At 69.6% G+C, this 26353-nt stretch carries 18 protein-coding genes; 9 read left to right on the forward strand and 9 right to left on the reverse strand.

Annotation, left to right across the window (positions count from 1 at the left end):
* Positions 1-21: 21 nt before the first annotated feature.
* A complete protein-coding gene (locus ACTIFV_RS00315; protein WP_439590809.1) occupies positions 22-1326 on the reverse strand; it encodes an MFS transporter in 1305 nt (434 codons plus the stop codon).
* A 95-nt stretch (positions 1327-1421) separates the two neighbouring features.
* Here ACTIFV_RS00315 and ACTIFV_RS00320 point away from each other — a divergent pair, with 95 nt between their 5' ends.
* Both ACTIFV_RS00320 and ACTIFV_RS00325 read left to right on the forward strand, forming a co-directional pair.
* Positions 1422-2045 carry a TetR/AcrR family transcriptional regulator gene (locus ACTIFV_RS00320; RefSeq protein ID WP_439590810.1) on the forward strand — a complete coding sequence of 208 codons (624 nt, stop codon included), beginning with the start codon at positions 1422-1424 and terminating at the stop codon, positions 2043-2045.
* Entirely contained in the window at positions 2042-3511 is a 1470-nt protein-coding gene (locus ACTIFV_RS00325; protein WP_439590811.1) for a carboxylesterase/lipase family protein, read from the forward strand. Before ACTIFV_RS00320 ends, ACTIFV_RS00325 begins: the two co-directional genes overlap by 4 nt.
* A 47-nt stretch (positions 3512-3558) precedes the next feature.
* Here the strand turns inward: ACTIFV_RS00325 and ACTIFV_RS00330 are convergent, their stop codons facing one another.
* From ACTIFV_RS00330 to ACTIFV_RS00345, 4 genes are all read right to left on the reverse strand, one after another.
* Positions 3559-7065 (reverse strand): S8 family serine peptidase, encoded by a 3507-nt coding sequence (locus ACTIFV_RS00330; protein WP_439590812.1) that lies wholly within the window; start codon positions 7063-7065, stop codon positions 3559-3561.
* Positions 7066-7215: 150 nt separating this feature from the next.
* Complete coding sequence (locus ACTIFV_RS00335) at positions 7216-8202, reverse strand: LLM class F420-dependent oxidoreductase (RefSeq protein WP_439590813.1); 987 nt, start codon at positions 8200-8202, stop codon at positions 7216-7218.
* Positions 8203-8212: 10 nt separating this feature from the next.
* Positions 8213-9076 (reverse strand): DNA-methyltransferase, encoded by an 864-nt coding sequence (locus tag ACTIFV_RS00340; RefSeq protein WP_439590814.1) that lies wholly within the window; start codon positions 9074-9076, stop codon positions 8213-8215.
* Entirely contained in the window at positions 9055-10104 is a 1050-nt protein-coding gene (locus tag ACTIFV_RS00345; protein WP_439590815.1) for a lipoate--protein ligase family protein, read from the reverse strand. The genes ACTIFV_RS00340 and ACTIFV_RS00345 overlap by 22 nt, the downstream gene beginning before the upstream one ends.
* Positions 10105-10322: 218 nt before the next feature.
* On the opposite strand from ACTIFV_RS00345, the gene ACTIFV_RS00350 reads away from it, so the two are divergent.
* Complete coding sequence (locus ACTIFV_RS00350; RefSeq protein ID WP_439590816.1) at positions 10323-11915, forward strand: DEAD/DEAH box helicase; 1593 nt, start codon at positions 10323-10325, stop codon at positions 11913-11915.
* 144 nt (positions 11916-12059) lie between these two features.
* Here the strand turns inward: ACTIFV_RS00350 and ACTIFV_RS00355 are convergent, their stop codons facing one another.
* Both ACTIFV_RS00355 and ACTIFV_RS00360 read right to left on the reverse strand, forming a co-directional pair.
* Positions 12060-14936 (reverse strand): fibronectin type III domain-containing protein, encoded by a 2877-nt coding sequence (locus ACTIFV_RS00355; RefSeq protein WP_439590817.1) that lies wholly within the window; start codon positions 14934-14936, stop codon positions 12060-12062.
* Positions 14937-15274: 338 nt separating this feature from the next.
* Complete coding sequence (locus ACTIFV_RS00360; protein WP_439590818.1) at positions 15275-16126, reverse strand: alpha/beta hydrolase; 852 nt, start codon at positions 16124-16126, stop codon at positions 15275-15277.
* 72 nt (positions 16127-16198) lie between these two features.
* Here ACTIFV_RS00360 and ACTIFV_RS00365 point away from each other — a divergent pair, with 72 nt between their 5' ends.
* Both ACTIFV_RS00365 and ACTIFV_RS00370 read left to right on the forward strand, forming a co-directional pair.
* Complete coding sequence (locus ACTIFV_RS00365) at positions 16199-16642, forward strand: MarR family winged helix-turn-helix transcriptional regulator (RefSeq protein ID WP_439590819.1); 444 nt, start codon at positions 16199-16201, stop codon at positions 16640-16642.
* A 5-nt stretch (positions 16643-16647) separates the two neighbouring features.
* A complete protein-coding gene (locus ACTIFV_RS00370) occupies positions 16648-18000 on the forward strand; it encodes an MFS transporter (RefSeq protein ID WP_439591371.1) in 1353 nt (450 codons plus the stop codon).
* Between the two features lie 105 nt (positions 18001-18105).
* Here the strand turns inward: ACTIFV_RS00370 and ACTIFV_RS00375 are convergent, their stop codons facing one another.
* Complete coding sequence (locus ACTIFV_RS00375) at positions 18106-20502, reverse strand: glycoside hydrolase family 2 TIM barrel-domain containing protein (protein ID WP_439590820.1); 2397 nt, start codon at positions 20500-20502, stop codon at positions 18106-18108.
* A complete protein-coding gene (locus tag ACTIFV_RS00380) occupies positions 20499-21173 on the reverse strand; it encodes a TetR/AcrR family transcriptional regulator (protein WP_439590821.1) in 675 nt (224 codons plus the stop codon). The genes ACTIFV_RS00375 and ACTIFV_RS00380 overlap by 4 nt, the downstream gene beginning before the upstream one ends.
* 191 nt (positions 21174-21364) lie before the next feature.
* On the opposite strand from ACTIFV_RS00380, the gene ACTIFV_RS00385 reads away from it, so the two are divergent.
* From ACTIFV_RS00385 to ACTIFV_RS00400, 4 genes are all read left to right on the forward strand, one after another.
* The gene (locus ACTIFV_RS00385; RefSeq protein WP_439590822.1) at positions 21365-22894 is read left to right on the forward strand and encodes an ABC transporter substrate-binding protein; all 1530 of its coding nucleotides are present in this window, start codon (positions 21365-21367) and stop codon (positions 22892-22894) included.
* A gap of 66 nt (positions 22895-22960) precedes the next feature.
* Positions 22961-23902 carry an ABC transporter permease gene (locus ACTIFV_RS00390; RefSeq protein WP_439590823.1) on the forward strand — a complete coding sequence of 314 codons (942 nt, stop codon included), beginning with the start codon at positions 22961-22963 and terminating at the stop codon, positions 23900-23902.
* On the forward strand, positions 23899-25764 hold the full coding sequence (locus ACTIFV_RS00395) for a dipeptide/oligopeptide/nickel ABC transporter permease/ATP-binding protein (RefSeq protein WP_439590824.1): 1866 nt from the start codon (positions 23899-23901) through the stop codon (positions 25762-25764). Before ACTIFV_RS00390 ends, ACTIFV_RS00395 begins: the two co-directional genes overlap by 4 nt.
* A partial coding sequence (locus tag ACTIFV_RS00400) for an ATP-binding cassette domain-containing protein (RefSeq protein ID WP_439590825.1) occupies positions 25761-26353 on the forward strand: 593 nt, incomplete at its 3' end. The genes ACTIFV_RS00395 and ACTIFV_RS00400, both read left to right, overlap by 4 nt.

A 26353-nucleotide genomic window follows, 5' to 3' on the forward strand; every position in this document is an offset into this window, starting at 1 on the left:
TTCGTATCGGGTGGGGGGGTGTCACTTGACGGATTTGATGGGCCAGATCGCGAAGGCGCCGAGCAGGCCCAGCACGATCGCGACCGGGAAGAGCCCGCGGTAGCCGAACGCGAGCACGATGAGCCCGGCGACGCCGGGCGCGAGCGTCTGCGGGAGGGTCGCGGCGATGTTGACGACCCCGAGATCCTTCGCGAAGCTCTTGGCCGACGGCAGCACTTCGCTGATCAGCGCCGTGTCGACCGCCTGGAACATCCCGAAGCCGAACCCGGCGATGAACGTCATGATCATCCAGGCGGTGATGTCCTGCCACACCCACGGCAGCACGAATCCGACGGCCACGACCACCGCGGACGCGAAGACGAACGGCTTGCGCCGACCGAGGCGATCCGACAGCGGGCCCGAGACGACGATCGAGATCACGATGCCCACGAGGCTCAAGAGGCCGAGGATCGGGATGATCGTCTCGGGGTGGTCGATGCCGAAGTAGTACTGCAGCAGGTAGAGCTGGTAGCCGGTCACGGCGAAGTAGCCGGTGTAGAGCAGGAGCCGACCCGTGAACGCCCAGAAGAAGTCGGGGTGCTTGACGGGATTGACCCAGAACGTCTTGAGGAACTCGACGAGGTCGAACGGCTCGGGCTGCAGCCTCCGGCTGGAGTAGTCGGGGTTGAAGACGACGAAGAGCGCCAGCATGACGACCGCGAAGACGGCGAACACCAGGTAGCCGGTCGCGACGCTGTTGAAGAACATCGAGCCCACGATCTGACCACCGATCGCGCCGACCATGAGTCCGATGCCGGTCAGCGCCGAGAACGTGCCGCGGCGGCGCACGGGCACGCGGTCCGGCATGACTGCCGAGAGCGGCCCCTGGGCGAAGTTGAAGGAGATCTGCACGAGCGTCCAGGCGATGATGAACCCCACGAGCGAGTTCGCGAACGCCAGGCCGATGAGCGAGAGCGCCCCGGCGAGCGACCCGAGCACGATCCACGGCGCGCGACGGCCGAAGCGCGAGCGGGTGCGGTCGGAGATCTGTCCGGCGATGGGCTGGGCGACCATCGCCGCGAAGGCGCCGATCGTCGAGACGATGGCGAGGTTGGCGACGTTGATCTGGCCTTCGTCCCCGAAGGCGAGTGTGATCTGCTGCGGCAGGAGGATGCCCGGCACGGCACCCCAGAGCATGAAGATGCCGAGGTTCGCCGGGATGATCCACAGCATCAGGCGGCGAAGACCCTTGACGGGCGGCGGCGGATCGTCGTTCCCGGCAGCGGTGGCGACGAAGGTGTTCTCCGTCATGGGGGCGGCGGGGGCGAGCTCGGGTTCTGACGTCATCGTCGGGTCCTCTCGGGCATCCGCCATGGATGCCGACGCGAAAACCATACGGTACTAGGTTTTGATAATCAAGCGTCGTTCGGTTTACTGTCCTCATGCCCACGCCGCAGCAAGGTCGCCGAGGCTCGTACGCCAAGGGAGTCGCGAAGCGCGAAGAGATCCTCGAGCGCGCCCTCGAGGTGATCGCCCGCGAGGGCTACCGCGGAGCATCCGTCAAAGAGCTCGCCGATGCCGTGGGCTTGAGCCAGGCCGGACTCCTGCATTACTTCGACAGCAAGGAGGAGCTGTTCGCCGAGATCCTCCGCAAGCGCGACGAACTCGACGCCGTCCACTTCGGCGCGGGGGCGGACGACCCCGGCGAGCTCCCCGATCTCCGCGAGCCCTACCTCCGCCTCACGCGGCACAACGCCGAGGTCCCGGGGCTCGTGCAGCTCTTCTCGCGCATGTCCGTCGACGCGGCCGACCCGCAGCATCCCGCCCACCGCTTCTTCGTGGACCGCGGCGAGGCGCTCCGCACGATCTGGACCGCCGCGATCGCACACGAGCAGGCAGAGGGCCGTATGACCGACCGCGTCGCGCCCGAGACCCTCGCGCGGGTGCTGCAGGCGGTCGCCGACGGGCTCCAGGTGCAGTGGATGCTGGACCCCTCGGTCGACATGGCCGCGACGATCGGCGCCCTCTTCGAAGCGCTGACCCCTCCCCCGAAGGACTCCGCATGACCGATGCCCCCGTCGTCTCGATCTCGTCGGGCTCGGTCCGCGGCCGCTGGCGCGGCGCGTCGGCGGCCTTCCTCGGCATTCCGTTCGCGCAGGCGCCCGTCGGCGGTCTGCGCTTCGCGGCGCCTGTCGCTCCCGAGCCCTGGGAGGGTGTGCGCGACGCGCTCGAGTACGGTCCGACCGCACAGCGCGGCGACAAGGGTGTCACGCTGATCCCCGAACCCTCCATCCCCGGCGACGCGACGCTCAACGTCAACGTCTTCACCCCCTCCCCGGGTTCCGCGGACGCGAAGCTCCCCGTGCTCGTGTGGATCCACGGCGGCGGCTACGTCGCCGGCTCGCCCGCGAGCCCGTGGTACGACGGTCGCGCGTTCAACCGCGATGGCATCGTGACGGTGTCGATCTCGTACCGTCTCGGGTTCGACGGCTTCGGGCACATCCCCGGGGCGCCGTCCAATCGCGGCGTCCGCGACTGGCTGGCCGCCCTCGAGTGGGTGCAGGCGAACATCGCGGCCTTCGGCGGGGATCCCGACCGCGTCACGATCGCCGGTCAGTCCGCGGGCGGCGGCGCCGTGCTGACCCTCCTGGGCATGCCGAAGGCGCAGCACCTGTTCCGCGCGGCCTGGGCGCTCTCGCCCGCGGTGGCCGATGTGGGCGTCGAACGCTCACGCACGCTGTCGGCGAAGCTCGCGCATCTCGCCGGTGTCATCCCGACCGTGGACGGCTTCCGGTCGGTGCCGGAGTCCGATCTCGAGAAGCTGCAGGAGACGGCCGCCGCCGCGCCCAAAGGAGACCCGCTCGGCGCCGTTCGGAGTCTCATCGACGAAGGACTGCCGTGGGGGCCGGCGATCGACGGCGACCTGCTGACGCAGACGACGCTCGCGTCACTCGAATCCGGGATCGGCTCCGACAAGCCGCTCGTCATCGGCACGACCGACGACGAGTTCACGATGGTGCTCGACGACGTGAAGGGCAGGCTGCGGCTGCTGCCCGCCGGACTGCTCCTGGGCAGACTGCTGACCGACCGCGACACCCGCCGCTCGTACCTCGCAGCGAACGTCGTCCAGCGACGCAAGGGCACGGCGGCGGTCCTCGGTCGCTACGTGACAGATGCGATCTTCCGCACGGGGGTCGTGCGGGTGGCGGATGCCAGGGGGGACGCGCCCACGTACGCGTATAGGTTCGCGTGGCCCTCCCCGACCCGCGGGTGGGCGCTGCACTGCCTCGACGTGCCGTTCTGGTTCGACTGCCTGGACGCCGACGGGGTTCAGGCCATCGCCGGGGACGCACCGCCGAGGCGGCTCGCTGCCGCCGTGCACGGCGCCGCCGTCTCGTTCATCCGCGACGGTGATCCCGATTGGCCGGCGTGGGCACGGCATCCCGGAGTCACCCGGGTCTTCGGCGGCCCGCCGGAGGCACCCGACGTCGCCGCCGACGGCTACGCGAGCGTTCGCCCCCTCGTGGCGTGAGGAAGGGGGATGCCTCGTCCGAGACATCCCCCCTTCTCACTCGCTCACTACCTGGTGACGGTGATCCGCGTCAGCTCCACCGGAACCGTCCGCAGGACGTCCGACTTCAGCGTCGACACGATCGGCCACGTGCCGCGGAGCTGGCCGCGGACGGTGACGTCGAACGACACCGTTCCTCCCGCGGCCGGCGGCGTCGTGGTCACCTTGTACTCGTCGCCCTCGGACGGCAGCTCCGCGAGCGCGACTCCGCTCGAGCCGTCACGGTTCTCGGCAGCCGTGGCCGCCTCGCGTCCGGACGGACCCGCGGCGTCGGCACCGTAGGTGTACCAGATGCCCTCGGGGCCGCCGAGCGTGATCCACACCTGGAACGAGTTGACCGCCTCGCCGCCGAAGGACGGGACGTCCTCCCACTCGACGATGAGCCATTCCGTCACACCGTCGGTGAGGGTGTTCACCTTCACCGTGCCGGCTGACGACGGATCGAGGTCCGTCCACAGCGGCGCGAGGAAGTTGTTCGGCAGCGACGGGTCCGGGATCGCCGTGGGATCGGCGAGCACGGAGCCCGCTGTCGAGCCTCCCGCGATGACGTAGCCGTTCGAGACGATGCCGAGACTCGTGTAGGTCTCGCCCCCGTACGTGAACGCCGGAACCGTGAAGTTCGCGGCCTCGTCGTCACCGAGCCCCACATCGACGCTGCCGCCGAAGTTCGACAGCGACAGGTAACCGGCGGGCGAATCGGTCGAAGGGGTGATCCCCGCGACCGTCGGCGGCAGGGCGGGATCCAGCGTGCCCTTCCACTTCGCGCCCAGAGCCGTCTTCTTGGCGGGTGCCGTCACCGAGCGCACCTGCATGAGGGGCGTCACGGCCGTGTCGATCCTCGCCTCGACCGGGACCGGCAGGTAGTTCGCTGCCGACACCGTGCAGACGGTCGACTGACCGCGCGCGATCGTCGTCGGCTCGCAGGTCTGCGACAGCTCGACCTCGGCGTCGCCGACGTTCGCCGCGACCGGGATGACGACCTTGCTGCCCGAGGTGGGCGAGATCGTGATCTGACCCTGGTACCAGCCCGCCTCGGTCTCGATCGCGTCGAGCAGGACCGTGAGCTTCTTGGACTTGTTCGGCGCGAGGGTGAACTTCGACGGGGTGACGGTGATGTTCAGCCCGCTGTCCGACACCGCCTTGACGGTGAAGGTCTGCGTGCTGCCGCTCACGTTCTTGACGGTCCGCTTGGTGCTCACCGCTCCCGGGAGGGGATCGACGTACACGCTCGGGATGTTCAGATCGATCCGGTGCAGATCATCGCCGGCACTCGCCGCGAACGCCGCCGCCGTCTCGCTGATCGTCAGAGCCGGGGCGACGGCGCGGTTGGCCCGGATGGAGCCCGCACCACGATCGAACACGCCGGCCTTCGACCCGTCGACGTTGACGACATCCTGCAGCGAGGACGTCATCAGCGCGGACTTGATCTGCCCGGGCGTCCACTTCGGGTGAGCCGCCTTCACGAGCGCCGAGACGCCCGCCGCGTGCGGCGCCGACATCGACGTGCCCGCGATGGCCTGGAAGTCCTCGCCGGGGTAGACGGCGGGGTCGCTCGGCTCGGGGGTGTTGCCCGCGAGCACCTGCACGCCCGGAGCCGTGATGTCGGGCTTGAGGAAGTCGCCGACCGGCCCGCGCGAGCTGAACGCCGCCATGACATCGCCCTGCGACACCGTCGCCTGGCCCTGCGCCCATTCCGCCTCGACGTCCGGGTGGTCCGTGATGAACGCGATGACGTCATCGTTCGGGCCCTCGAGCTGGATCGCCGGGAGGAAGTGGTTGTCGGTCTGCAGGTCCTGCGGCACCGGGTTGGCGAGGATCATGCCCGCCGCGCCGCCGAGCGAGGCGTTGTAGCCCTTCTCGACGCGTCCGTTGCCGCCGCGCACGCACAGCACGATCTGATCCGTCAGCGAACCCGCCGCGAACGGCGCCTCGCACAGCTCGCCGCCGGTGTAGCCGGGTACGTTCTGCGCGAGCACGACCGGGTGCGGACCCGTGCCGTCGGTGATCGTCGTGCCCTGCTTGACGAAGCTCTCGCCGTCGCTCGAGGTGAGCACGAGCGCCGAGGTGAAGGCGCGGTCGAAGGTGGATGCCGCGACCGTCGTGGTCCACGGGCTCGCGTGGTCGAGCGTCGAGGCGCCCGGACCCGAGTTGCCCGCGGAGGAGTTCACCGTGATGCCCGCCGCGAACGCGTCGAGGAACGCGAGCTCGGTCGAGTCGTACGGGTTCTGGCTGCCGCTGATGGAGTAGTTGATGACATCCACTCCGTCGAGCACGGCCTGCTGGATCGCCGCGACGAGGTCGCCCTCGTAGCCGCCGCCCGGGCCGAGCGCGCGGTACGCGATGATCGACGCGCCCGGGGCGACGCCGCTGATCGGACCGCGGTCGACACCGTAGATCGGCGTCGTGGCGACGTAGCTGCCGGCAGCGGTCGTCGCGGTGTGCGTGCCGTGTCCGTCGGAGTCGCGCGCCGAGCAGAGCGTCGGCGAGCAGAAGTCCTCGGCGCCCGCGGGCGTCGGCGTGCTCTGGTACTGGTCGAGGAAGGCGTAGGCGCCGATCAGCTTGTCGTTGCACGCGAAGGATGCGCCGACGCTGCCGTCGCCGAACTCGCACGCCCAGGGGCCGCCCTTGGGCGTGGGAATGCCGTTGTCGACGAGCATGGGGTTCTCGGGCCAGATGCCGGAGTCGATGACGCCGACGATGACGCCCTGCCCTGCCTTGTCGCGTCCGCCGAGGCTCGGCCACACCTTGTCGGCGCCGATGAACGTCGTGGCGTCGGCGTCAGGGGCCGGCGTCGTGGGCGGCAGCTCGACCGCGGCACGCGGGGTCTCGACCTCGGGAGCGGTCGTCTGCTCGGGCGCCGGCGTCTCGTCGGCCGTCTCGGACGGAGACGGGCTCGGAGCGGGCTCGGTCGGGGTGGTCTCGGTGGGGCTCGGCGTCGGAGCGGGCGTCTCGGTCGCGCTCGCCTGACGCAGCTCGTTGCTCTGCACCGCGGCGACCGAGCCGAGGCCGGCGAGGTCCTTCGCGCGGTTGGCCGGGATCGTCATCGAGAATCCGCCGTAGACGGTCACGTAGCTGGATACGACCCGCGCTCCCGGGATGAGGGCGAGCGCCTCGGCCTGGGCGGCCGCGATCTGCTGCTCGGCGTACGCGGCGTAGGCGGTGATGGCGGCGCTGCCGTCCGAGATCGCGATGCCGGTGACATCCGGACTCGTCGCGGCGTAGCCCTCGACGTCACCCGTGTACGAGGCGACGGGGTCGACATCGACCTTCACCATGACGGGTGTGACGGCGGCGTCGGAGCGCGCGAGCAGCTCCTGGTCGCTCTGGGCGAGGCGGCCCGACGCGGATTTGGCACCCACGATGTTCTCGCCTTCCTTGGCGATCCCCCCCGCAGGGGTGAGATCGGGGACATCCGTCCGTGCGGACGCCGGGCCGGCCATGCCGGCGACCAGCAGACCCGCCACTGCGACGCCTGTGATCCAGGCGCGTGAGTGGCGGACAAGGGAATTGCTCATGGCACTCCTCATCGATATCGCGGAGCGCTCACAAGGGGGAGTTCAGTCGGCGCCCCGACACAGAACGCGACAATAAGCGCTTTCGTGTCGCGAATCCAGACCTTGAAATATCGGAGGGATGCTGGGTAAGGTCCCTGACTTCGCTGTGCGTCAGCTGAACGCGGGGATCACTTCGCGCTCGAAGAGCTCGACGCCGCTGAGGTCGTACGCGGCCTCAGGGAAGTAGTGGATCGCGTAGCCCAGACCGTGCTCCGCCCGCTCCGCGAGCCGCTCCACGACCTGCTCGGGCGTGCCGAACCCGGGTGACCCGAGGTAGTCCTGCTCGATGCGATCGGCGTGCGCCTGGCCGACATGCGGCAGCAGTCGATCCTTCACCAGCGCGAGACGATCGCGCGCCTCGGCCTCCGTCGGCGCGACGATCGTGTTGAAGTTGGTCGAACGCGTGATCGCCGCGAAGTCGCGGCCGATCGCGTCGCAGTGGCCGCGCAGCACCGCGCTCTTGCGGTCGAACTCCTCGAGCGTCGAGCCGAAGTTCGTGTACGACGCGTAAGTCGCCGCGATGCGCAGCGTCACCTTCTCACCGCCGCCGGCGATCCACAGCGGGATGCCGCGCTCCTGGCGCGGCAGAGGCCGCACGATCGCACCGTCGACCCGATAGTGCGTGCCCTCGAGGGTCGCCGCGCCGGTGGTCCAGGCCTGGTGCATGATGTCGACGCCTTCGCGCAGCATCCCGAGGCGGTCCTTGATCTCGGGGAACCCGTAGCCGTACGCGCGCCACTCGTGCTCGTACCATCCGCCGCCGATGCCCATCTCGGTGCGCCCGCCCGAGATGTGGTCGACGGTCGCGGCGACCTTCGCGAGATAGGCGGGGTTGCGGTAGCCCATGCACGTGCACATCTGGCCGAGCCGGATGCGCGAGGTCGACGCGGCGAACGCCGACATCAGCGTCCAGGCCTCGTGCGTCGCCTCGGTGCTCGGGACCGGGGTCGTGTGGAAGTGGTCGTACACCCACAGCGACTCCCACGGACCGGCGTCCGCGCGTTGCGCGAGCCGGAGCATCGTGTTCCATTCCTCGGCGGGGTCGATGCCCACCAGATCGAAGCGCCAGCCCTGGGGGATGAAGGTTCCGAATCGCATACGCCCCAGCCTAGGCTCGCCGCGGCACCGCGAGCTCGGCGTGCGGCATCCGCTCCCGCATGACGGCGATCGCCTCGGGGTTCGCATCGACGAGGACCGCGTCGCGCCCGAGCGCCGAGGCGACGGCGCCGGTCGTGCCGCTGCCGGCGAAGAAGTCGAGCACGCGGTCCCCGGGACGACTGGATGCCTGCACGATCCGCCGCAGGACGCCTTCGGGCTTCTGGGTCGGATAGCCGGTCTTCTCACGACCCGTGGTCGGCACGATGGTGTGCCACCAGACATCGGTCGGCAGCTTGCCGCGAGCCGCCTTCTCGGGCGTCACGAGGCCCGGCGCCATGTAGGGCTCGCGGTCGACGGCCTCGGAGTCGAACCAGTAGCGCTCCGGATCCTTCACGTACACGAGGATCGTGTCGTGCTTGGTGGGCCAGCGCCTCTTCGACTTGGCGCCGTAGTCGTACGCCCAGATGAGCTCGTTGAGGAAGCGATCGCGGCCGAAGAGCGCATCCATCAGCACCTTGGCGTAGTGCGCCTCGCGGTAGTCGAGGTGCACGTACAGCGTGCCGTCGTCGGCGAGCAGCCGCCAGGCCTCTTCGAGACGCGGCTCGAGGAAGCCCCAGTAGTCGTCGAAGCTGTCGTCGTAGGTGCGCAGGTCGCCGACGAGGCGCTCGTAGTCGCGGCCGTGGAAGCCCTTGCGCCCGGCGACGCCCTCGACCGATCGCACGGTCTCGACCGCGCGGGTGCGCGCGCGGCCCGTGTTGAAAGGGGGATCGAGATAGATCAGCGTGAACGAGGCATCCGGGAACGTCCGGACGACCTCGAGGTTGTCGCCCTCGTGAAGTGTGACCGCGCCCGTCACGGGACGCGGTTCAGCCACGCGTCCGTCGCGAACTTCGAGGTGACGAGCGCCTCGGCCTCGGCGTACTCCTCATCGGAGATCGTGCCCGGGACGGCGCCGTAGAGCTTCGCGAACGTCTCGATGAATCGCTCGATGATCGCCTCGCGCGTCAGCCCCGTCTGGCGTCGCAGCGGGTCGACGCGCTTGGCGGCGGACACGGTGCCCTTGTCGCTGAGCTTCTCGCGCCCGATGCGCAGCACCTCGGTCATGACCTGGCCGTCCATGTCGTAGCTCAGCGTCGCGTGGTGCAGGACTCCCCCGTTGGCGAGTCGCTTCTGCGCGGCGCCGCCGATCTTGCCCTGCGGCGAGGCGATGTCGTTGAGCGGCTGGTAGGTCGCCTCGATGCCGAGCGACCGCAGCGCCTGCAGCACCCAGTCGTCGAGGAACGCGTACGAGTCGGCGAACGTGAGGCCCGCGACGAGGGATGCCGGCACGTACAGCGAGTAGGTCACGATCGAGTTGGCGGCCATCATCATCGCTCCGCCGCCCGAGATGCGGCGGACGACGTCGAAGCCGTGCGTGAGCGCGCCCTGCGGGTCCACCTCGTTGCGCAGCGACTGGAACGAGCCGATCACGACCGCCGATTCGTTCCACTCCCAGATCCGCAGGGTCGGTCGGCGTCGACCGTCGCCGACACGCGTGGTGAGGACCTCGTCGAGCGCGAGGTTCATGCGCGGGGATACGGGATGCTCGTGCACGATCTCCCAGTCGAAGTCGCGCCATCCGGGCGCCGTGACGAGCGCCCGGCGCACCGCGGTGCCGACCGCTTCGGGCGTGAAGCCGAGCAGCTGGGCCCCCTCGGGGAGTGCGGCGCGCACGGCTGCGGCGATGGCCGCGGCATCCGTCTCGACCGGCAGCCCGTCGACCGCCGCGTTGATCGCCCCGAGCGCCTCGTCGGGTTCGAGGAAGAAGTCGCCCGCGAGACGGAACTCCGCGATGCGGCCGTCGCGCTCCTCGAGATCGACGACGACCAGTTTTCCGCCGGGCACCTTGTATTCGCCGTGCATGGCCTCAGCCTATTCGCGCACGGCGATGCGCAGTCCCCGGTCGCGACCCATCGGGGGCGCTCAGCCCGCTCACGGCCGCGCCTGCTACGGTTGTCGTACGGCCCCTCGTGGGCCGTTGCGTCGTCGTCACGTTTCCCGGCCCTCTCTTCTGCGGCCCGTGGCTCTTTTCGAACGGCGAACCGATGCGCGGATCCGCGCCGTCGCCAACCTCCGCACCGATGCGCTCGAATCCTTCAGCGCGCGTGCGTTCACTGAAAGCACTCATGTCTACTTTTTCCTCTCTCGGCGTGCCCGAGAACCTCGCAGCCGTCCTCGCCGCCGACGGCAAGACCGAGGCGTTCGCCATTCAGCGCGACACGCTTCCCGACTCCCTCGCCGGCCGCGACGTCCTCGGCCGCGGTCGCACGGGCAGCGGCAAGACCATCGCGTTCGCGCTCCCGCTCGTCGCGCGCCTCTCCGGTGCGTACGCAGCCAAGCGCACGCCGAACCGCCCGCGCGGACTCGTGCTGGCGCCGACGCGCGAGCTCGCCACGCAGATCGCCGCGACGATCCGTCCGCTGGCGGATGCCGCGGGCCTCACCGTCACGACCATCTTCGGCGGCGTCGGCCAGCGTCCCCAGGAGCAGGCGCTCCGCTCGGGCGTCGACATCGTCGTGGCCTGCCCCGGCCGCCTCGAGGACCTCATGAAGCAGGGCTTCGCGAACCTCGGCTCGGTCGAGATCACGGTGCTCGACGAGGCCGACCACATGGCCGACCTCGGCTTCCTCCCGGGCGTCACCCGCATCCTCTCCGCCACGCCGCAGGGCGGGCAGCGCATGCTCTTCAGCGCGACCCTCGACCGCGGTGTCGACTCGCTCGTGCGTCGCTTCCTCCAGAACGAGGTCCTGCACGAGGTCGACGAGGAGAGCGTGCCGCAGGGCGTCATGACCCACCGCGTGTTCGTCACGTCGGCCGACGAGAAGTCCGCGCTCGTGCAGCACCTCGCGTCGGGCCACGGACGCCGCATCCTCTTCACCCGTACGAAGCACCAGGCGAAGAAGCTCGCGAAGCAGCTCACGGCCGCCGGCATCCCGTCGGTCGATCTGCACGGCAACCTCGGCCAGAACGCGCGCGAGCGCAACCTCGCCGCGTTCGGCGCCCCCGTCGAGAAGGGCGGCGTGCGCGTGCTCGTGGCGACGGATGTGGCCGCCCGCGGCGTCCACGTCGACGAGGTCGAACTCGTCGTGCACGTCGACCCGCCCGTCGAGCACAAGGCGTACCTGCACCGCTCGGGCCGCACCGCGCGCGCCGGCGCCGAGGGCGTCGTGGTGACGGTCGCGACCGATTCGCAGCGCGGAGAGGTCAAGGACCTCCTGCGCAAGGCGCAGGTGACCGCGCCCCTCGAGCCCGTGACCGCGTCTCACGCGTCCGTCGCGAAGCTCGTCGGCGAGCCCGCACCGCACGTCACGCCCGCTCCCGTGCAGGCGCACCAGCAGCAGCGACCCGCGCGCCGCAAGCCCGCCACGGCGGGCGCCGGCCAGCAGCCCCGAAACGCGCCGCGCGTGACGCGCGACAGCGATTCGACCGAGAGCCGTGAGCGCCGCGGCCAGTCCGCCGGCGGTCAGCGCCGTGGCGGCCAGTCCGCCGGTGGCAAGGGCCGCTCGGGTCAGGCCGCGGGCGCGAAGGGTCGCGCGGGTCAGTCCGGCGCCTCGCGCGGCGCCGCCCAGGCTCCCGCGCAGCGCTCGGCGTCGCAGCGCTTCACGACCGGCAGCACGGTCGGCGACATCCAGCGCGGCTCGCGTCAGCCGAACCGTCGGGCCTCGCGCGGCTGATCCCACGCACACGGGTGGGGGCGGCATCCATCATCGGATGCCGCCCCCACTCGTTCGTGCGCCGTCATCGGTCGCGTCCGCCGGAGCGCGACGGCCGACGGGACCCGCACTCACCGCCATGCCGGCCCCGTCGGTCGATCGCTCCTACCCGCAGTCCAGAGCGGCGTAGGGGACGGCGTAGGTGGAGTGGTAGCCCACCCCATCCACGTACGAGTACGCCGCGACAGCCGCGTTTCCGGCTGGAAGCGCGGCCCTCTTGCCGTCGACGAGGCTGTACACCGCCTTGCCCTGCGCGACGCCCGACTCCTTCTTGTCGACGCCGAGAGCCGTGACCTTGATGTCGGCCTTGCGGCCCGAATCGTTGTACGCGTAGACCGCGACGTGGACCGTGCCGTTCACGCACTGCGACTTCGCGCTCACAGCGACGCGGACGGGCTGCCCTGCGACGACGACTGCGGCCGTCGACGCCTCCGAAGCGTCGGACGGTCCCTGATCGTTGACGGCCACGACCGTGGCCGACCACCGGCCCGCCGGTATCTGCGAGAAGGTGACCGAGGTCTTGTCGGCCGCGACCTCGAGGGTGCGAGGATCGCCCGATTCGGGCGTCAGCGTCACGACGTACGCGCTCACCGGCGACGAGCCGACGACCGCAGGCGCCTTCCACGACACGTTCACGCCGCTCGTGGCGACACCGATGCCGGGCTTGCCGACCGGCTGGGGCGCGGCCCGCAGCGGAACGTCCGCGAAGTCCATGTCCGATGCGAGATAGAAGCTCGTGTAGGCGGGCTGATTGTACGTCGTCTGCTGGCGCGCGATGTCTGCCCGGTACTGCGGGTCGTGCATCAGCGTGTAGAGCTTGTGATCGGTCACGTCGGTGCTCGTGAAGATGCGCAGCGCCCCGGAATCCGCCGTCCGCACGAGGAGTTCCTCGCGCCAGTCGCCGAAGACGTCCGCGACCAGTCCGGGGTTGCCCTTCGTGGAGTTGTTCGTCCGGGTGCCCGCGGCGGTCAGCATCCTCCCGTTCACACGATCGTCGATGACGGCGTCGGCGTTGCCGCTGCCGTTCACCAGCTGCGTTCGCAGGTCGGCGGACCAGCGGATGGACATGTTCGTCCCCGGGCCGGTCCCCGTCACCTCCGCGCCGGATGCCGATCGCAGCCGGGTCGCCCACGTCTCGAGGCCTCGCACGTTCGGATCGATGTCGCCGATCATCCCGCGGCCGGTGTCACGGCCCGTGTACTCGCCGTAGATGACCTCGCCGGTCGCAGCATCGCGCAGCGCGTAGCCGTAGGGCGCATACGCGCCGCCCTCGTGCACCGTGAAGATCTCGAGACCCTCGCGATCGGGGTCGATGTCCGCGACGTGCATCGCGTCGCCGTGTCCGAGGCGCGCACTGACGCCGGGCGTCGCGCTCTGCGGGGGCATCGTGGCGAACGAGCTGTACAGCAGCGATCCGTCGTCGTCGAGGGTGGCGGAGCCGTAGACGAGCTCTTGCCTGGCGTCGCCGTCCACGTCCGCGACGCTCAGGCTGTGGAAACCCTGCGTCGTGATCGTGCCGTAGACCGGATCCGTTCCATCACGGCCGTGCGGGCCGTCGTTGAACGGGTTGGTGAGCGGCACGTGCCCGCTGTCGACGAACCAGCGCTGCGACAGGTGCTCGCCGTCCCAGTCATAGGTCGCGATCGTCGTACGCGTGTAGTACCCGCGGGCGAAGATCGCCGACGGCCGCTCGCCGTCGAAGTAGGCGACGCCCGACAGGAAGCGATCGACGCGGTTGCCGGGTTCGATGCGCCCCATCGCGTAGTCGCCCCACAGGAGACCGTCGTCACCGCGCCCGGGGTTGTAGTCGATCGTCTCGAGCTCGGCGCCGGTCGCGCCGTCGAAGACCGTGAGGTACTCCGGTCCGTCGACGATGAAGCCGTTGAAGTCGCGCAGTCGGTTGTTGGCGCTGCGAGAGGGCGCGTAGACGTCGATGAAGTGATCCACCAGCGCGCGGGCGTCGGTCTGCGAGAGCGGATACTCGTAGCGCACGGGGATGCCCAGCGCCTCCTCGATCGTCGCGGGCCACTGGCCCGACACGACCTCGTCCCGCTCCGACCAGCCGCGGAACATCTCCTCGAGATGATCGGCGTAATCCGCCGCGCTCATGCGATAGTCGTCGTCGTGCCCGAAGCCGGCAGCGACGTCATCGGCGGGCATGGTCACGAACGCCGCGGACACCACCGAGCCGTCCGGGGCGTAGGTCACCGACTTCGTGCCCGGCGCCGTCTTGAGGATCGTCTCCGACTTCCCGTCGCCGTCGAAGTCGTAGACGAGGAACTGCGTGTAGTGCGCGCCGGCACGGATGTTCACTCCGAGGTCGATGCGATTGAGAAGCGTGCCGTCCAGCTCGTAGGTGTCGATGTAGACGGTGCCCGTGTACCCCATCTGCGAGACGTCCTTGGAGTTGGACGGGTCCCACTTGACGATGTACTCGTACTCTCCGTCTCCGTCGACGTCGCCCACGGAGACATCGTTGGCCGAGTAGGTGAAGGCCTCGCCCATGGGTGTCACGCCGGCCGCGGGGACCTTGAGCGGGATGTCGAGGAAGTTCGATGCGAGCGGTCTCACGGCTTCGCTGGGCGCGGACTCCCGACCCGCCAGGACGCGAGCGACCTGATACGAAGACGTCGGGGTTCCCGCGGCATCCAGGAAGTTCGTGCTGTCGGTGACCGTGGCGACCTTCGCACCGTCACGGTAGACGACGAAGTCGGCTCCCATGAGCTCCTTCTCGTCCGCGCCGTATGCCTCGCCGACGAGGAGCCGCCAGCTGAGGAAGACTCCGTTCACGGTCGTCGCCGCGACGAGACCTCGATCGAGGGCTTCGAGCTGAGGCTCACCGGTGCCCGGCCCTCCCGAGGGCACCGAGGCGGGTGATGTCGAGGGCGGCGCGGCGGCCGCAGGAGCGGCGGCGAGGGCGAGTGCGGCGATCGTGGCACCGACCACCGACACGCGCAGACAGGTCGTGAGTCTCTTCGTCATTGAACAGTCCAATTCTGGGAATACGCTTTCCCGGTCCGTTCACTGAATCCTATGTCGGCCGGCGTGCGGGGGTCAACGGTGCCCCGCGCTCTCGCGTCCGCGGCGTCGCACGCCGTCTGCCGGCGCCTCCCGCGCTCCGGCGGCAGCCGGGGTCGCCTGGAAAGGGGAGCAGCCGAGGCACTCCGTGCGGGTGCCGTCCTACGCCATCGCGTCGCCGAGACCCCCGCGTAGGGTTGATACGCGGCGAGGGGCGGGTGCTGCGGACACCGCCCCTCGCCGCACACCCACGACGTGCCGCCGCCGTGGAGGGGGAATCAGCCGCCCGGTCGCGATCGGTCTCAGTCGCGCGCCGCGAAGTGGGCGTCGAGCCACGCGAGGAGGTCTGCGCGCACCTCGGCCTGCGAGACGTCGTTGAAGATCTCGTGGCGGATGCCGGGGTAGACGAGCGTCGTGACATCGGTGAAGCCCGAACGCGTGCGGTACGCATCGGCGAGCTTGTGCACGCTCCGCGGGCCGCCCACGGTGTCGTCGCGGCCCACCATGAGGAGGGTCGGGAGGTCGACGCCGAGGTCCTTGCCCGGCTTGCCCACGAGGCGCAGCGCATCGATCGGACCGAAGAGCTTCGGCAGCGGTGTGACCGTCGTGAGCGGGTCGTCGAGGAAGTCCTGGCCGACAGCAAGGTCGGACGACAGCCACTCCGTGCCCATCGCACCCGGCTTGTTCCATGGCTTGTTCAGATCGCCCGAGTTGAGGTATCCCGGCCAGCGCAGGGCCGAGCCCGACAGAACGACGGCGTCGTACGCATCGGGGTGGTCGTTGACGAGGATCTGCGCGAGGAAGGACCCCCACGAGTGGCCGAGGACGACGAGTGGAAGACCGGGATTCGCGTCGCGGATGATGCCCGTGAGCTGCCAGACGGCGGCGACGGCGGCACGGAGACCGCCGGGCCCGAGCGTGCCGAGCTTCGACGCGTCGTCGTTGTGGTGGCGCATTCCGGAGCGGCCGTGGCCACGGTGGTCGTCGGCGTAAACGGTGTAGCCCGCCGCCGTCAGTGCGGCGATCGTCGGGGCGTAGCGGGCGGCGTGCTCGCCGACGCCGTGCAGCAGCTGCACGACGGCACGCGGCGTGCCCACCGCCGGATGCACGTCGTAGACGATGTCGATGCCGTACGCGTCGGTGTATTCGGGCATGGGGTCGATCATAGGGCGGGCACCCGGCATCCGGATTTACTTAACATAGATAATTGACTATGCTAAAGATCTATGCGTGAACCGGATGCCTCGACCATCGATCTCTCGCGCGAGGCCTCCGATCTGCGGATCGCGACGTTCCGCCTCGCGCGCCGCATGCGCACCCAGCGCGCCGTCGACTCGATGAGCGACGGTCAGTTCGCCGTGCTCGCGGCGCTCTTCGTGCACGGGCCGCACACGCTGGGCGAGCTCGCAGAGCGCGAACGCGTCTCGGCGCCGGCGATGAACCGCACGGTGAACTGCCTGCAGGAGCCCGGCTACCTCTCCCGCAGCGCCGACGAGAACGACGGACGGAAGGTCGTCATCGCTCTGACCGACGAGGGTCGCGCCGTCGTCGACGAGACGGCGCGGCGACGCGACGCCTGGGTCGAGGAGGCCCTCGCCGACCTCTCGCCCGACGAGCGCGCGACCCTCGCGCAGGCTGCCGAGATCATGCAGCGGATGGTGGCGCGATGAGCGCGATGTTCCGGAGCTTCTCCGTCTTCAACTACCGCGTCTGGTTCATCGGCGCGCTCGTGTCGAACGTCGGCGCATGGATGCAGGCGACCGCGCTCAGCTGGGTCGTCCTCACCGAGCTCACCGACAACGACGCCGCCGCGATGGGCATCACGATGGCGCTGCAGTTCGCTCCGCCGCTCCTGCTCGTGAGTGTCACCGGCTGGGTCGCCGATCGCTTCGAGCGCCGCAGACTGCTCATGGTGACGCAGGGGCTCCTGCTGCTGCTCGGTCTCGCGATCGGCGTGCTGATCCTGTCGGGCGCCATGACGCTGTGGATCATGTACGGCTTCGCGCTGGCGCTCGGTGTCGTGGCGGCGTTCGACAACCCTGCGCGCCAGGCGTTCGTCTCGGATCTCGTCGCGCGGGAGAACGCGTCGAACGCGGTCGCACTCAACGCCGCCTCGTTCAACGGCGCGCGCATGATCGGTCCAGCCGTGGCCGGTGTCGTCATCGTGGCCGTGGGCACGGGCTGGGTGTTCTTCATCAACGCCGTGACGTTCCTCGCGATGATCGCCGCTCTCGTCCTCATCCGTGCGGATGAGCTCATCCCGCGCGCGAAGAACATCGGCGCATCGCGCCTGGCCGACGGCTTCCGCTATGTCGCGGGCCGTCCCGACCTCGTCGTGACGTTCGCGATGGTGTTCCTCGTCGGCGCCTTCGGCATGAACTTCCCGATCTTCGCCTCGACCATGGCGCTCGAGTTCGGGCAGGAAGCCGACGGCTACGGACTGCTCAGCTCGATCCTCGCGATCGGCTCGCTCGCGGGCGCCCTGCTGGCCGCGCGGCGCGACCGCGCGCGCATCCGCGTCGTGATCGGCGGCACGCTGCTGTTCGCCGCGGCCGCCGGGGTCTCCGCGCTCATGCCGTCGTACTGGACATATGCCGCCACGCTCATGTTCACGGGCTTCGCAGTCGTGACGATGCTGACGACAGCGAACGGATACGTGCAGACGACCACGGATCCTGCGCTGCGCGGTCGCGTGCTCGCGCTGTACATGGCGATCCTGATGGGAGGCACGCCGATCGGCGCGCCGATCGTCGGCTGGGTCGCCGCGGAGTTCGGCCCGCGCATGGCCATCCTGCTCGGCGCCGGCGCCGCGCTCGTCGCCTTCGGCATCGGTGCGACATGGCTCATCGCCTCCGGTCGCCTTCACCGTCGCGAGGCGACGCGCTTCCGCCTGACGATCGACGAGACCCGCCCGCTCGCGGTCGTGCCCGTGCCGGCGGACTTCAGCGACGAGGTCGCCGCGACGACTCCGGTCCCGCTCCCCCGCGACGAGCGCGGCGAGCTCCCCCGCCGCACCGTGGCCGGCTGAGGAATCCCCCCCGCCGAACCCACTCGGTCTTCGCGAACCCACTCGATTGCGTCGACGATTCCGAGTGGGTTCGCGAAAAGTCAGTGGGTTCGCGAAGACGGTCGGTCAGGGGACGACGATGGATGCCGAGGCGAAGCCCTCCGTGTCGGCGGTCACCGTGATGTCGCCCGGCCCCGAGCGGCGCACGACCGCGAGCACGCGTCCGTCGTAGGTGGTGTACGACGGGCCGGCGAAAGACTCCTCGGTGCGCGCGCGACCTGACCCGATGCCGGCGAGGACGCCGGGGCCGTCGACCGTCACGGTGACCGGCGCATCCCGATCGCACGGCACGACGCCGTCCGCGTCCTCGATCGTGACGGGAACGTAGATCAGGTCGTCGGATGCCTCGGCCCGAGCGACCAGGCCGACCTCCGCCGCGGATCGCAGAGCATGACGACCGACCTCGGCATCGCTGCGACGGGCGACCGCCACCAGCTCGCCCGGCCGGTACTCGGTCTCGAACCGCGCGAGGAACGCCTTCTCGGGGCCCACCGGCGCCACGCCGAGCGATGACCCGTCGAGCAGCAGCTCGACCTCGTCGGCGTCGGCGTAGACATCCACGGTGACCGGCGACCCGGGCTCGACCGCGAAGCTCCACGATGCGACGGAGTCATCCCACGACCAGGGGGTGCGTGCCGTCGGCCGGCCGTGGTGCTGCGGGCGGTGCACCGCGATGTACGGGTCGGCACGCAGCCCGAAGACGATCTCGCGGTAGTAGGAGACGGTCCGCCGGAACCCCGTGATGTCGAGGTCGCCCGACTCCGCGAGGCGATAGGGGTACGGCCCGACCGTGCCGGTCGCGACGTGGTCTTCGGCATCCGTGTAGTCGACGCGCCCGATGCCCGCCTCGCCCAGGTAGTCCCACCCGGTCCAGGTGAAATCGCCGATGACGTGGGGAAGCTCCTCGACGAGCCCCCACATGACGTCGATGCGCTCCGGGAAGGTCTCGGAGCCCACGACGACCCGGTTCGGGTGGTCGACGGCGTCCTGGCGATAGCGCGAATCCGCGTAGTTGAAACCCGCGATGTCGAGGACGGCGGCCGACTCCTCGATCGAGGCGCTCACGAACTCCGACGCGTTCATGAGCGCCATCTGCTCGCCCATGTTGGCCATCATCGTGTTGGGATCGGCGGCCTCGAGCTCGGCCATCGCCTCGGCGATCCGCGGCAGGTTCGCGATGATGCCGTTGATCCCGTTCGTGACGTACCGCGTGTCGTCGAGCGCGCGGATGCCCTCGGCAAGACGCCTGCTCCACGCCGACCCGGCGGGCGTCGCGAGCTCGAGGATCTCGTTCCCGATCGAGTACATCACCACGCTCGGGTGATTGACGTCCTTCGCCACGAGCGCCGCGACGTCGTCACGCCACCGATCGGCGAACGTCACCGAGCCGTCGAAGGCCGTCTTGGCGCGGGTCCACGTGTCGGCGAGCTCGTCCATGACGATGACGCCATGACGGTCGCACGCGTCGAGCATCGCGCGGCTCGCGGGATTGTGCGAGCTGCGGATCGCATTGAAGCCCGCCGCCTTCAGGAGACGGATGCGGCGGTCCTCCGCCGCCGAGAGGGTCGCAGCTCCCAGCGGCCCGTTGTCGTGGTGCACGCACGCGCCGCGGAGCTTGATCGTCTCGCCGTTGATGCGGAGCCCCTGCTGCGGATCGAGCTGGAGGCGACGGATGCCGAAGGCCGTGGCATCCTCGTCGACGATCTCGCCATCGCGCTCGAGGACGGCCGTCGCCCGATACAGCTGCGGTGAGTCCGTGCCCCACAGCGCGGGGCGGGGGACGGCGAGACGCAGACGCGCCGTCGCCGGCTCGCCGGGGAGGACCGACACGGGGGACGTGCCCCGCGCGACCTCGGCACCGTCCGGGTCCGCCAGCACGAACGAGATGCGCATCGTTGCGATGTGGCGCGTGTCGTTCTCGACGACGGCCGACACCTCGACGATCGCCCGGGTGTCATCGATGTCGGGCGTCGTCACGCGCAGACCGCCGAGAGCGAGGTGCACGGGTTCGGCGACGACGAGGTGCACGGGTCGGTAGATGCCCGCGCCGGAATACCACCGGCTGTCCTTGTGCGCGCGCGCTTCGACGGTCAGACGATTCCTCTCGCCGAAGCGCAGGTACGGATCCAGTCGCGCGGTGAACGCGTTGTACCCGTTGGGCTCGTGGACGACGAAGTCGCCGTCGAGGAAGACCGCGGCATCCCGGTACACGCCCTCGAACTCGACCAGCACCGTCTTGTCGCGCCACTCCTCGGGCACGTCGATGTCCCGTGCGTACTCGAAGACGCCCCCGGGGGTGTAGCCGGTGTGCACGCCCTGGTCCGAATCGGCGGACCGCGCGAGGTCGCGCAGCGCGTCGTGGGGCAGGTGCGCGGGATGCGGCGCCGTGAGCTCCGTCGGCGACTCGAACGCACCGAGCTTCGGGCCCACGGTCCAGCCGTCGGCGAAGGGCGTGCGGATCACGCGCTCTGCTCCGCAGGCGCCGGATGAGCGGCGTCGATCGCCTGCTCGAGACCCTCGAGGTCGTAGCCCTGGACGAATCCGCGGAAGAACTCCTCGAGCGCGACGGCCATGTCGGTCGAGGCCGGATCGAGCAGCCACTGGACCTGGAGGCCGTCCATCAGGGCGACCGTGGCCACGGATGCGCGATACGTGTCGATGCCCGACTGCAGGCGGCCTGCCGCGGCGATCCTGTCGAAAGCGTCCTTGATGCTGTCGCGCACGAAGACGTAGCGCGCCTTGAAGTACTCGTGAGCGGGATGCGCGGGGGAGGTCGCCTCGGCGGACAGCGTCGTGTAGAGCTCGACCACGCCTGGGACCGACGCGTTGTGGCGCGCGAGCATCACGAGCTGCCGCAAGGACTCGACGCCGTCCTCGAGGGTGAAGTCCACGACATCTCGCGACAGGTCGTCGCGATGATCCAGCACCGCCTGCAGGAGCGCGCTCTTGTTCGGGAAGTGGTGGAGGAGGCCGGCCTCGCTCATGCCGACGCGCGCGGCGACATCGCGCAGCGAACCCGATCGGTATCCGGACTCCGAGAAGACCTCGAGCGCGGCATCGAGGATCGCCGTCCGCTTCGCCGCCGTCTTGGCGTACTCGCCACGCGGACGTCTCGTGGACATGGTGTCGGTCATCGACTCACCGTATCTGCTCGGGCGCACCCGCGTTGGGGCGGCCGTCAGGCCTCTCTCGATCTGTTCTATAACGAATTCCGAGCATTCGCTAGTTTTTTATCTCAAAAACCTAGTGCTCACTTGGATTTGCTGTTACGGTCTCCCCCCAGGAGGCGATCCGCAGTGGCATCGCCGCAGAGAAGGGACCAAGGATGTTCCGTTGGAAGGCAACAGCAGCCGCCACCATCGCGATCACCGCACTCGCCCTCGCCGGCTGCGCCGGCGGCGGCTCGGAGTCGGGCGGCGATGGATCGGGCGGCACGCTCACTCTCGGCGCGATCACCGCGCCCACGACTTTCGACCCGGCCGGATCCGAGTGGGGCAACCGCTCGCCGTTCTACCAGGCCGTGTTCGACACGCTCCTGCTGGCGACGCCCGAAGGCACCGTCGAGCCGTGGCTCGCGACGGGCTGGGAGTACAACGAGGACAACACCGTCCTCACCCTGACGCTGCGCGACGACGTCGTCTTCACGGATGACTCGAAGCTCACCGGCGACCTGGTGAAGAAGAACCTCGAGCGCTTCCAGTCGGGCACCTCGCCCGACGCCGGCTACCTTGCCGGCATCACCGGCATCGAGGCACCGGACGACACGACGGTCGTCATCACCCTGGGCGCTCCCGACCCCGCGATGCTCAACTACCTGACCCGCGACCCGGGCCTCGTCGCCGCCGAGTCCTCGTTCGACAGCGAGGACATCGCCACGAACCCGGTCGGATCCGGCCCGTACGTGCTCGACACCGCGGCCACCGTCACCGGGACGAGCTACACGTACACGAAGAACCCGGACTACTGGAACCCCGACGTCCAGCACTATGACACGCTGACGATCAACGTGCTCTCCGACCCGACCGCCGCGCTCAACGCGATCAAGGCCGGCGAGGCGAACGGCGTCAAGCTCGTCAACAACGACAGCCTCGACGAGGTCGAGGGCGCGGGCTGGACCGTCAACGCCAACGAGCTCGACTTCCAGGGTCTGCTGCTCCTCGACCGCGCGGGAACGATGAACCCGGCCCTCGGGGACGTCCGCGTGCGTCAGGCCATCAACTACGCGTTCGACCGCGAGTCGATGCTGACGGCGCTGCAGACCGATCACGGCACGGTCACCACCCAGGTGTTCGCCGCGACGTCCGACGCCTACGACCCCGAGCTCGACTCGTACTACACGTACGACCCCGAGAAGGCGAAGGAGCTCCTCGACGAGGCGGGCTACGGCGACGGTCTCACGATCGACATGCCGAGCGCGTCGGTCCTCGGCGCCGCGACCTACACGCTGATCGCGCAGCAGCTGGCCGACATCGGCATCACGGTGAACAACGTCGACACCCCGATCGGCAACTTCATCGCGGACCTCCTCGCGCCCAAGTACGCGGCGTCGTTCATGGCCCTCGAGCAGAACCCGGACTGGCAGCTCATCCAGTTCATGCTCTCGCCGACCGCCGTGTTCAACCCCTTCAAGTACGAGGACCCGAAGGTCGACGAGTACATCGAGCAGATCCAGTTCGGCGACGAGGCCACGCAGGCCTCGGTGGCCACGGAGCTCAACCGCTACATCGTCGAGCAGGCGTGGTTCGCGCCGTTCTACCGCGTGCAGGGCAGCGTCGCGACGGACGCCAACACGACCGTCGAGATGCTCCCGACCAACGCGTACCCGGCCATCTACGACTTCCAGCCGAAGCAGTAGAACCCATCTCCCGGCCCGCTCGCCTGAGACGGCGGGCGGGCCGGGACACCACCTCTGGAGCGCAGCATGCTCATCTTCATCGTGCGCCGCCTTCTCGCCGGCGTGGTCCTCCTCTTCGTCATCTCGATCCTGGCCTTCGGCCTGCTCTACCTCGACAGTGCGAACATCGCCCGCCGCATCCTCGGCAACACCGCGACCGCCGAGCTCGTCGCACAGAAGACCGCCGAGCTGGGCCTGAACCGGCCCGTCGTCGTGCAGTACTGGGACTGGCTCACGAGCGCCCTCACCGGCGACCTCGGTCGCTCGTGGTTCAACGGGCAGCTCGTCTCGGTGAGCCTCTCGGGCCGCCTCGCGGTGACGCTGTCGCTCGTGATCGGCACGACGATCGTCACGGCGATCCTCTCCGTCGTCCTCGGTGTGCTGGCAGCGCGACGCGGCGGTGCCGTCGACGGCACCGTGCAGTTCATCTCGGTGATCGGCTTCGCGATCCCCGGCTTCCTCATCGCGCTCTACCTGGTGCTGATCTTCGCGATCAACCTGCACTGGTTCAAAGCGACGGGCTACGTGCCGATAGCGGCGTCCTTCACCGGCTGGCTGTCGTCGGTGACGCTGCCGATCATCGCCCTCTCGATCGGGGCGATCGCCGCCGTGACCCAGCAGGTGCGCGGCTCGGTCACCGATGCGCTGTCGCGCGACTACGTGCGCACGCTCCGCAGCCGCGGACTCCCCGCGAGCAGCGTCGTCTACAAGCACGTGCTGCGCAACGCCGGCGGCCCCGCCCTCGCGATCCTCGCCGTCCAGTTCGTCGGCCTCCTGAGCGGTGCCGTCATCGTCGAGCAGGTCTTCGCCCTCCCGGGCATGGGTCAGCTCACGGTCTCGGCGACGCAGCAGGGCGACATCCCGGTCGTGATGGGCGTCGTCATCGCCTTCGCCGTCATCGTCATCATCGTCAATCTCCTCATCGACCTCGCCCAGGCGGCGCTCAACCCGAAGGTGCGACTCTCATGACCGCCATCGCCGTTCCCCCTGCGGTGCCCACCCCGCAGGTGCGCGCCTCGCTGTTGCGTCAACTCATCCGCCGCCCCATCGGATTCGCGGCGCTCATCGTCCTCGGTGTCATCGTGCTCATCGCGATCTTCGGGCAGTGGCTGGCGCCGTACGACCCCAACCAGGCCTCGCTGCAGCTCGTCCTGGCTCCACCGAGCCCCGAGCACCCGCTCGGCGCCGACACGGCGGGTCGCGACGTCCTCTCGCGCCTGCTCGTGGCGACGCAGATCACCCTCGCCGCCGCCCTCGTCGCCCTCGTGACCTCGCTCGTCATCGGCGTCGTCTCGGGCCTCATCGCGGGCTATTACCGCGGCTGGTTCGACTCGGCGGCCTCCTGGGCGACGTCGCTCGTGATGGCACTCCCCGGCATCGTCGTGCTCCTGGCCGCACGTGCCGTGCTCGGACCCTCGGTGTGGTGGGCGATGTTCATCTTCGGCATCCTGCTCGCGCCCGCCTACTATCGCCTCGTCTACGCGGCCGTCACCGCCGTGCGCGGCGAGCTGTACGTCGACGCCGCGAGGGTGTCCGGCCTGAGCGACCTGCGCATCATCGGCCGCCACATCCTCTCTGTCGTGCGCGCGCCGATCATCATCCAGTCGGCGATCATCGGCGGCATCGCGATCGCGATCCAGTCCGGTCTGGAGTTCCTCGGCCTCGGCGACATGAGCGTTCCGACATGGGGAGGGATGCTGAACGACGGCTTCGCCGCCATCTACAAGGAGCCGCTCCTCATGATCTGGCCGTCGATCGCGATCGCCCTCACCTGCATCGCCCTGACGCTGCTCGCCAACGCGATGCGCGACGTGCTCGAGCGCACGGCGGTCGTCCGTCGTCGCCGCAAGCGCGCCGTGACGACGTCGACCGGCTCGGTCGCCGCGGTGACGACCTCCTTCAGCCTCTCGGGGTCGGACATCACCGACGAGCTCGCCGCAGACCTGGGGGCCGACACGGTCGTGCACCCCGATGAGGGCGCGCAGCGCGAGGTGGTGCTGTCGATCCGCGAGCTGCGCGTCGGGTACGACCAGCCGACCGGCCCCGACATCGAGGTCGTGCACGGCGTCTCGCTCGACATCCGCAAGGGCGAGGTGCACGGCCTCATCGGCGAATCCGGCTCCGGCAAGACCCAGACGGCCTTCGCCGTCCTGGGACTCCTCCCCCGAGGCGGACGCGTCACGGCCGGGTCCATCGACTACGAGGGCACCGAGCTCGCGGATGCGTCGGAGTCGGCGTACGCCGGCATCCGGGGCAAGCGCATCGGATACATCCCCCAGGAGCCGATGTCGAACCTCGACCCGTCGTTCAAGATCGGCTACCAGCTCGTGGAGCCGCTGCGACGCAACCTCGGCCTGTCGAAGAAGGAGGCGACCGAGCGCTCGCTCGCTCTGCTCGATCGCGTCGGCATCCCGAACCCGAAGCGCACGTTCGACGCCTACCCGTTCGAGGTCTCGGGCGGCATGGCTCAGCGCGTGCTGATCGCCGGCGCCGTCTCGACCGACCCCGACCTCATCATCGCCGACGAGCCCACGACCGCTCTCGACGTGACGGTCCAGGCCGAGGTCCTCGATCTGCTGCGCGACCTCCAGCGCGAGCGCCAGATGGCGATGCTCCTGGTGACGCACAACTTCGGCGTCGTGGCCGACCTCTGCGATCGCGTGACGGTCATGCAGCAGGGCCGGTTCGTCGAGCAGGGTCCCGTGCGCACGATCCTCGGAACACCCTCGCACCCCTACACGCAGTCCCTGCTGGACGCGATCCTCGAAGAGGGCCCGGCCCGCGGCCCGCTGGTCACGACCGGCGCGGCGAACGAAGGAGGCCGCTCATGAGCGCTCTGCTCGAAGTCACCGACCTGAAGGTCGAGTACCCCGGCAAGGGCTTCCGCGCGAAGCCGTTCCAGGCGCTCAAAGGCGTGTCCCTCGACATCCGCCCCGGTGAGACCGTCGGCCTCGTCGGGGAGTCGGGCTCGGGCAAGACGACGCTCGGTCGCGCCGTGCTCGGACTCGCACCCGTGACGGGCGGGTCGATCCGCTACGACGGCAAGGAGATCGGCCACCTGCACCGCAAGGAGCGCCGCGCCCTGAGCAGCGAGATCCAGGTCGTGTTCCAGGACCCGTACTCGTCGCTCAACCCCAACCTCACGATCGAGCAGATCCTCGCCGAGCCGCTCACGGCGCGTGGTGTCGCGGGCTCCGCCGCCAAGGAGCGCGTGCGCGATCTGCTCGACCGCGTCGGACTGCCGGCGGATGCTGCCCGCCGGCTGCCCCGGGAGTTCTCGGGGGGTCAGCGCCAGCGCGTCGCCATCGCGCGCGCACTGATCGCCAAACCCCGGCTGCTGCTGTGCGACGAGATCCTGACGGCCCTGGACGTGTCCGTGCAGGCGGGGATCCTGGACCTTCTCTTTCACCTCCGGAAGGA

This window comes from Microbacterium sp., assembly GCF_051860965.1.
Lineage (GTDB): Bacteria > Actinomycetota > Actinomycetes > Actinomycetales > Microbacteriaceae > Microbacterium.

Excerpts from the sequence above, each read along its gene's own strand:
- ACTIFV_RS00315 (WP_439590809.1), bottom strand. The coding sequence starts at position 1,326 with ATGACGTCAGAACCCGAGCTCGCCCCCGCCGCCCCCATGACGGAGAAC.
- ACTIFV_RS00320 (WP_439590810.1), top strand. The coding sequence starts at position 1,422 with ATGCCCACGCCGCAGCAAGGTCGCCGAGGCTCGTACGCCAAGGGAGTC.
- ACTIFV_RS00325 (WP_439590811.1), top strand. The coding sequence starts at position 2,042 with ATGACCGATGCCCCCGTCGTCTCGATCTCGTCGGGCTCGGTCCGCGGC.
- ACTIFV_RS00330 (WP_439590812.1), bottom strand. The coding sequence starts at position 7,065 with ATGAGCAATTCCCTTGTCCGCCACTCACGCGCCTGGATCACAGGCGTC.
- ACTIFV_RS00335 (WP_439590813.1), bottom strand. The coding sequence starts at position 8,202 with ATGCGATTCGGAACCTTCATCCCCCAGGGCTGGCGCTTCGATCTGGTG.
- ACTIFV_RS00345 (WP_439590815.1), bottom strand. The coding sequence starts at position 10,104 with ATGCACGGCGAATACAAGGTGCCCGGCGGAAAACTGGTCGTCGTCGAT.
- ACTIFV_RS00350 (WP_439590816.1), top strand. The coding sequence starts at position 10,323 with ATGCGCTCGAATCCTTCAGCGCGCGTGCGTTCACTGAAAGCACTCATG.
- ACTIFV_RS00355 (WP_439590817.1), bottom strand. The coding sequence starts at position 14,936 with ATGACGAAGAGACTCACGACCTGTCTGCGCGTGTCGGTGGTCGGTGCC.
- ACTIFV_RS00360 (WP_439590818.1), bottom strand. The coding sequence starts at position 16,126 with ATGCCCGAATACACCGACGCGTACGGCATCGACATCGTCTACGACGTG.
- ACTIFV_RS00365 (WP_439590819.1), top strand. The coding sequence starts at position 16,199 with ATGCGTGAACCGGATGCCTCGACCATCGATCTCTCGCGCGAGGCCTCC.
- ACTIFV_RS00370 (WP_439591371.1), top strand. The coding sequence starts at position 16,648 with ATGTTCCGGAGCTTCTCCGTCTTCAACTACCGCGTCTGGTTCATCGGC.
- ACTIFV_RS00380 (WP_439590821.1), bottom strand. The coding sequence starts at position 21,173 with ATGACCGACACCATGTCCACGAGACGTCCGCGTGGCGAGTACGCCAAG.
- ACTIFV_RS00385 (WP_439590822.1), top strand. The coding sequence starts at position 21,365 with ATGTTCCGTTGGAAGGCAACAGCAGCCGCCACCATCGCGATCACCGCA.
- ACTIFV_RS00390 (WP_439590823.1), top strand. The coding sequence starts at position 22,961 with ATGCTCATCTTCATCGTGCGCCGCCTTCTCGCCGGCGTGGTCCTCCTC.
- ACTIFV_RS00395 (WP_439590824.1), top strand. The coding sequence starts at position 23,899 with ATGACCGCCATCGCCGTTCCCCCTGCGGTGCCCACCCCGCAGGTGCGC.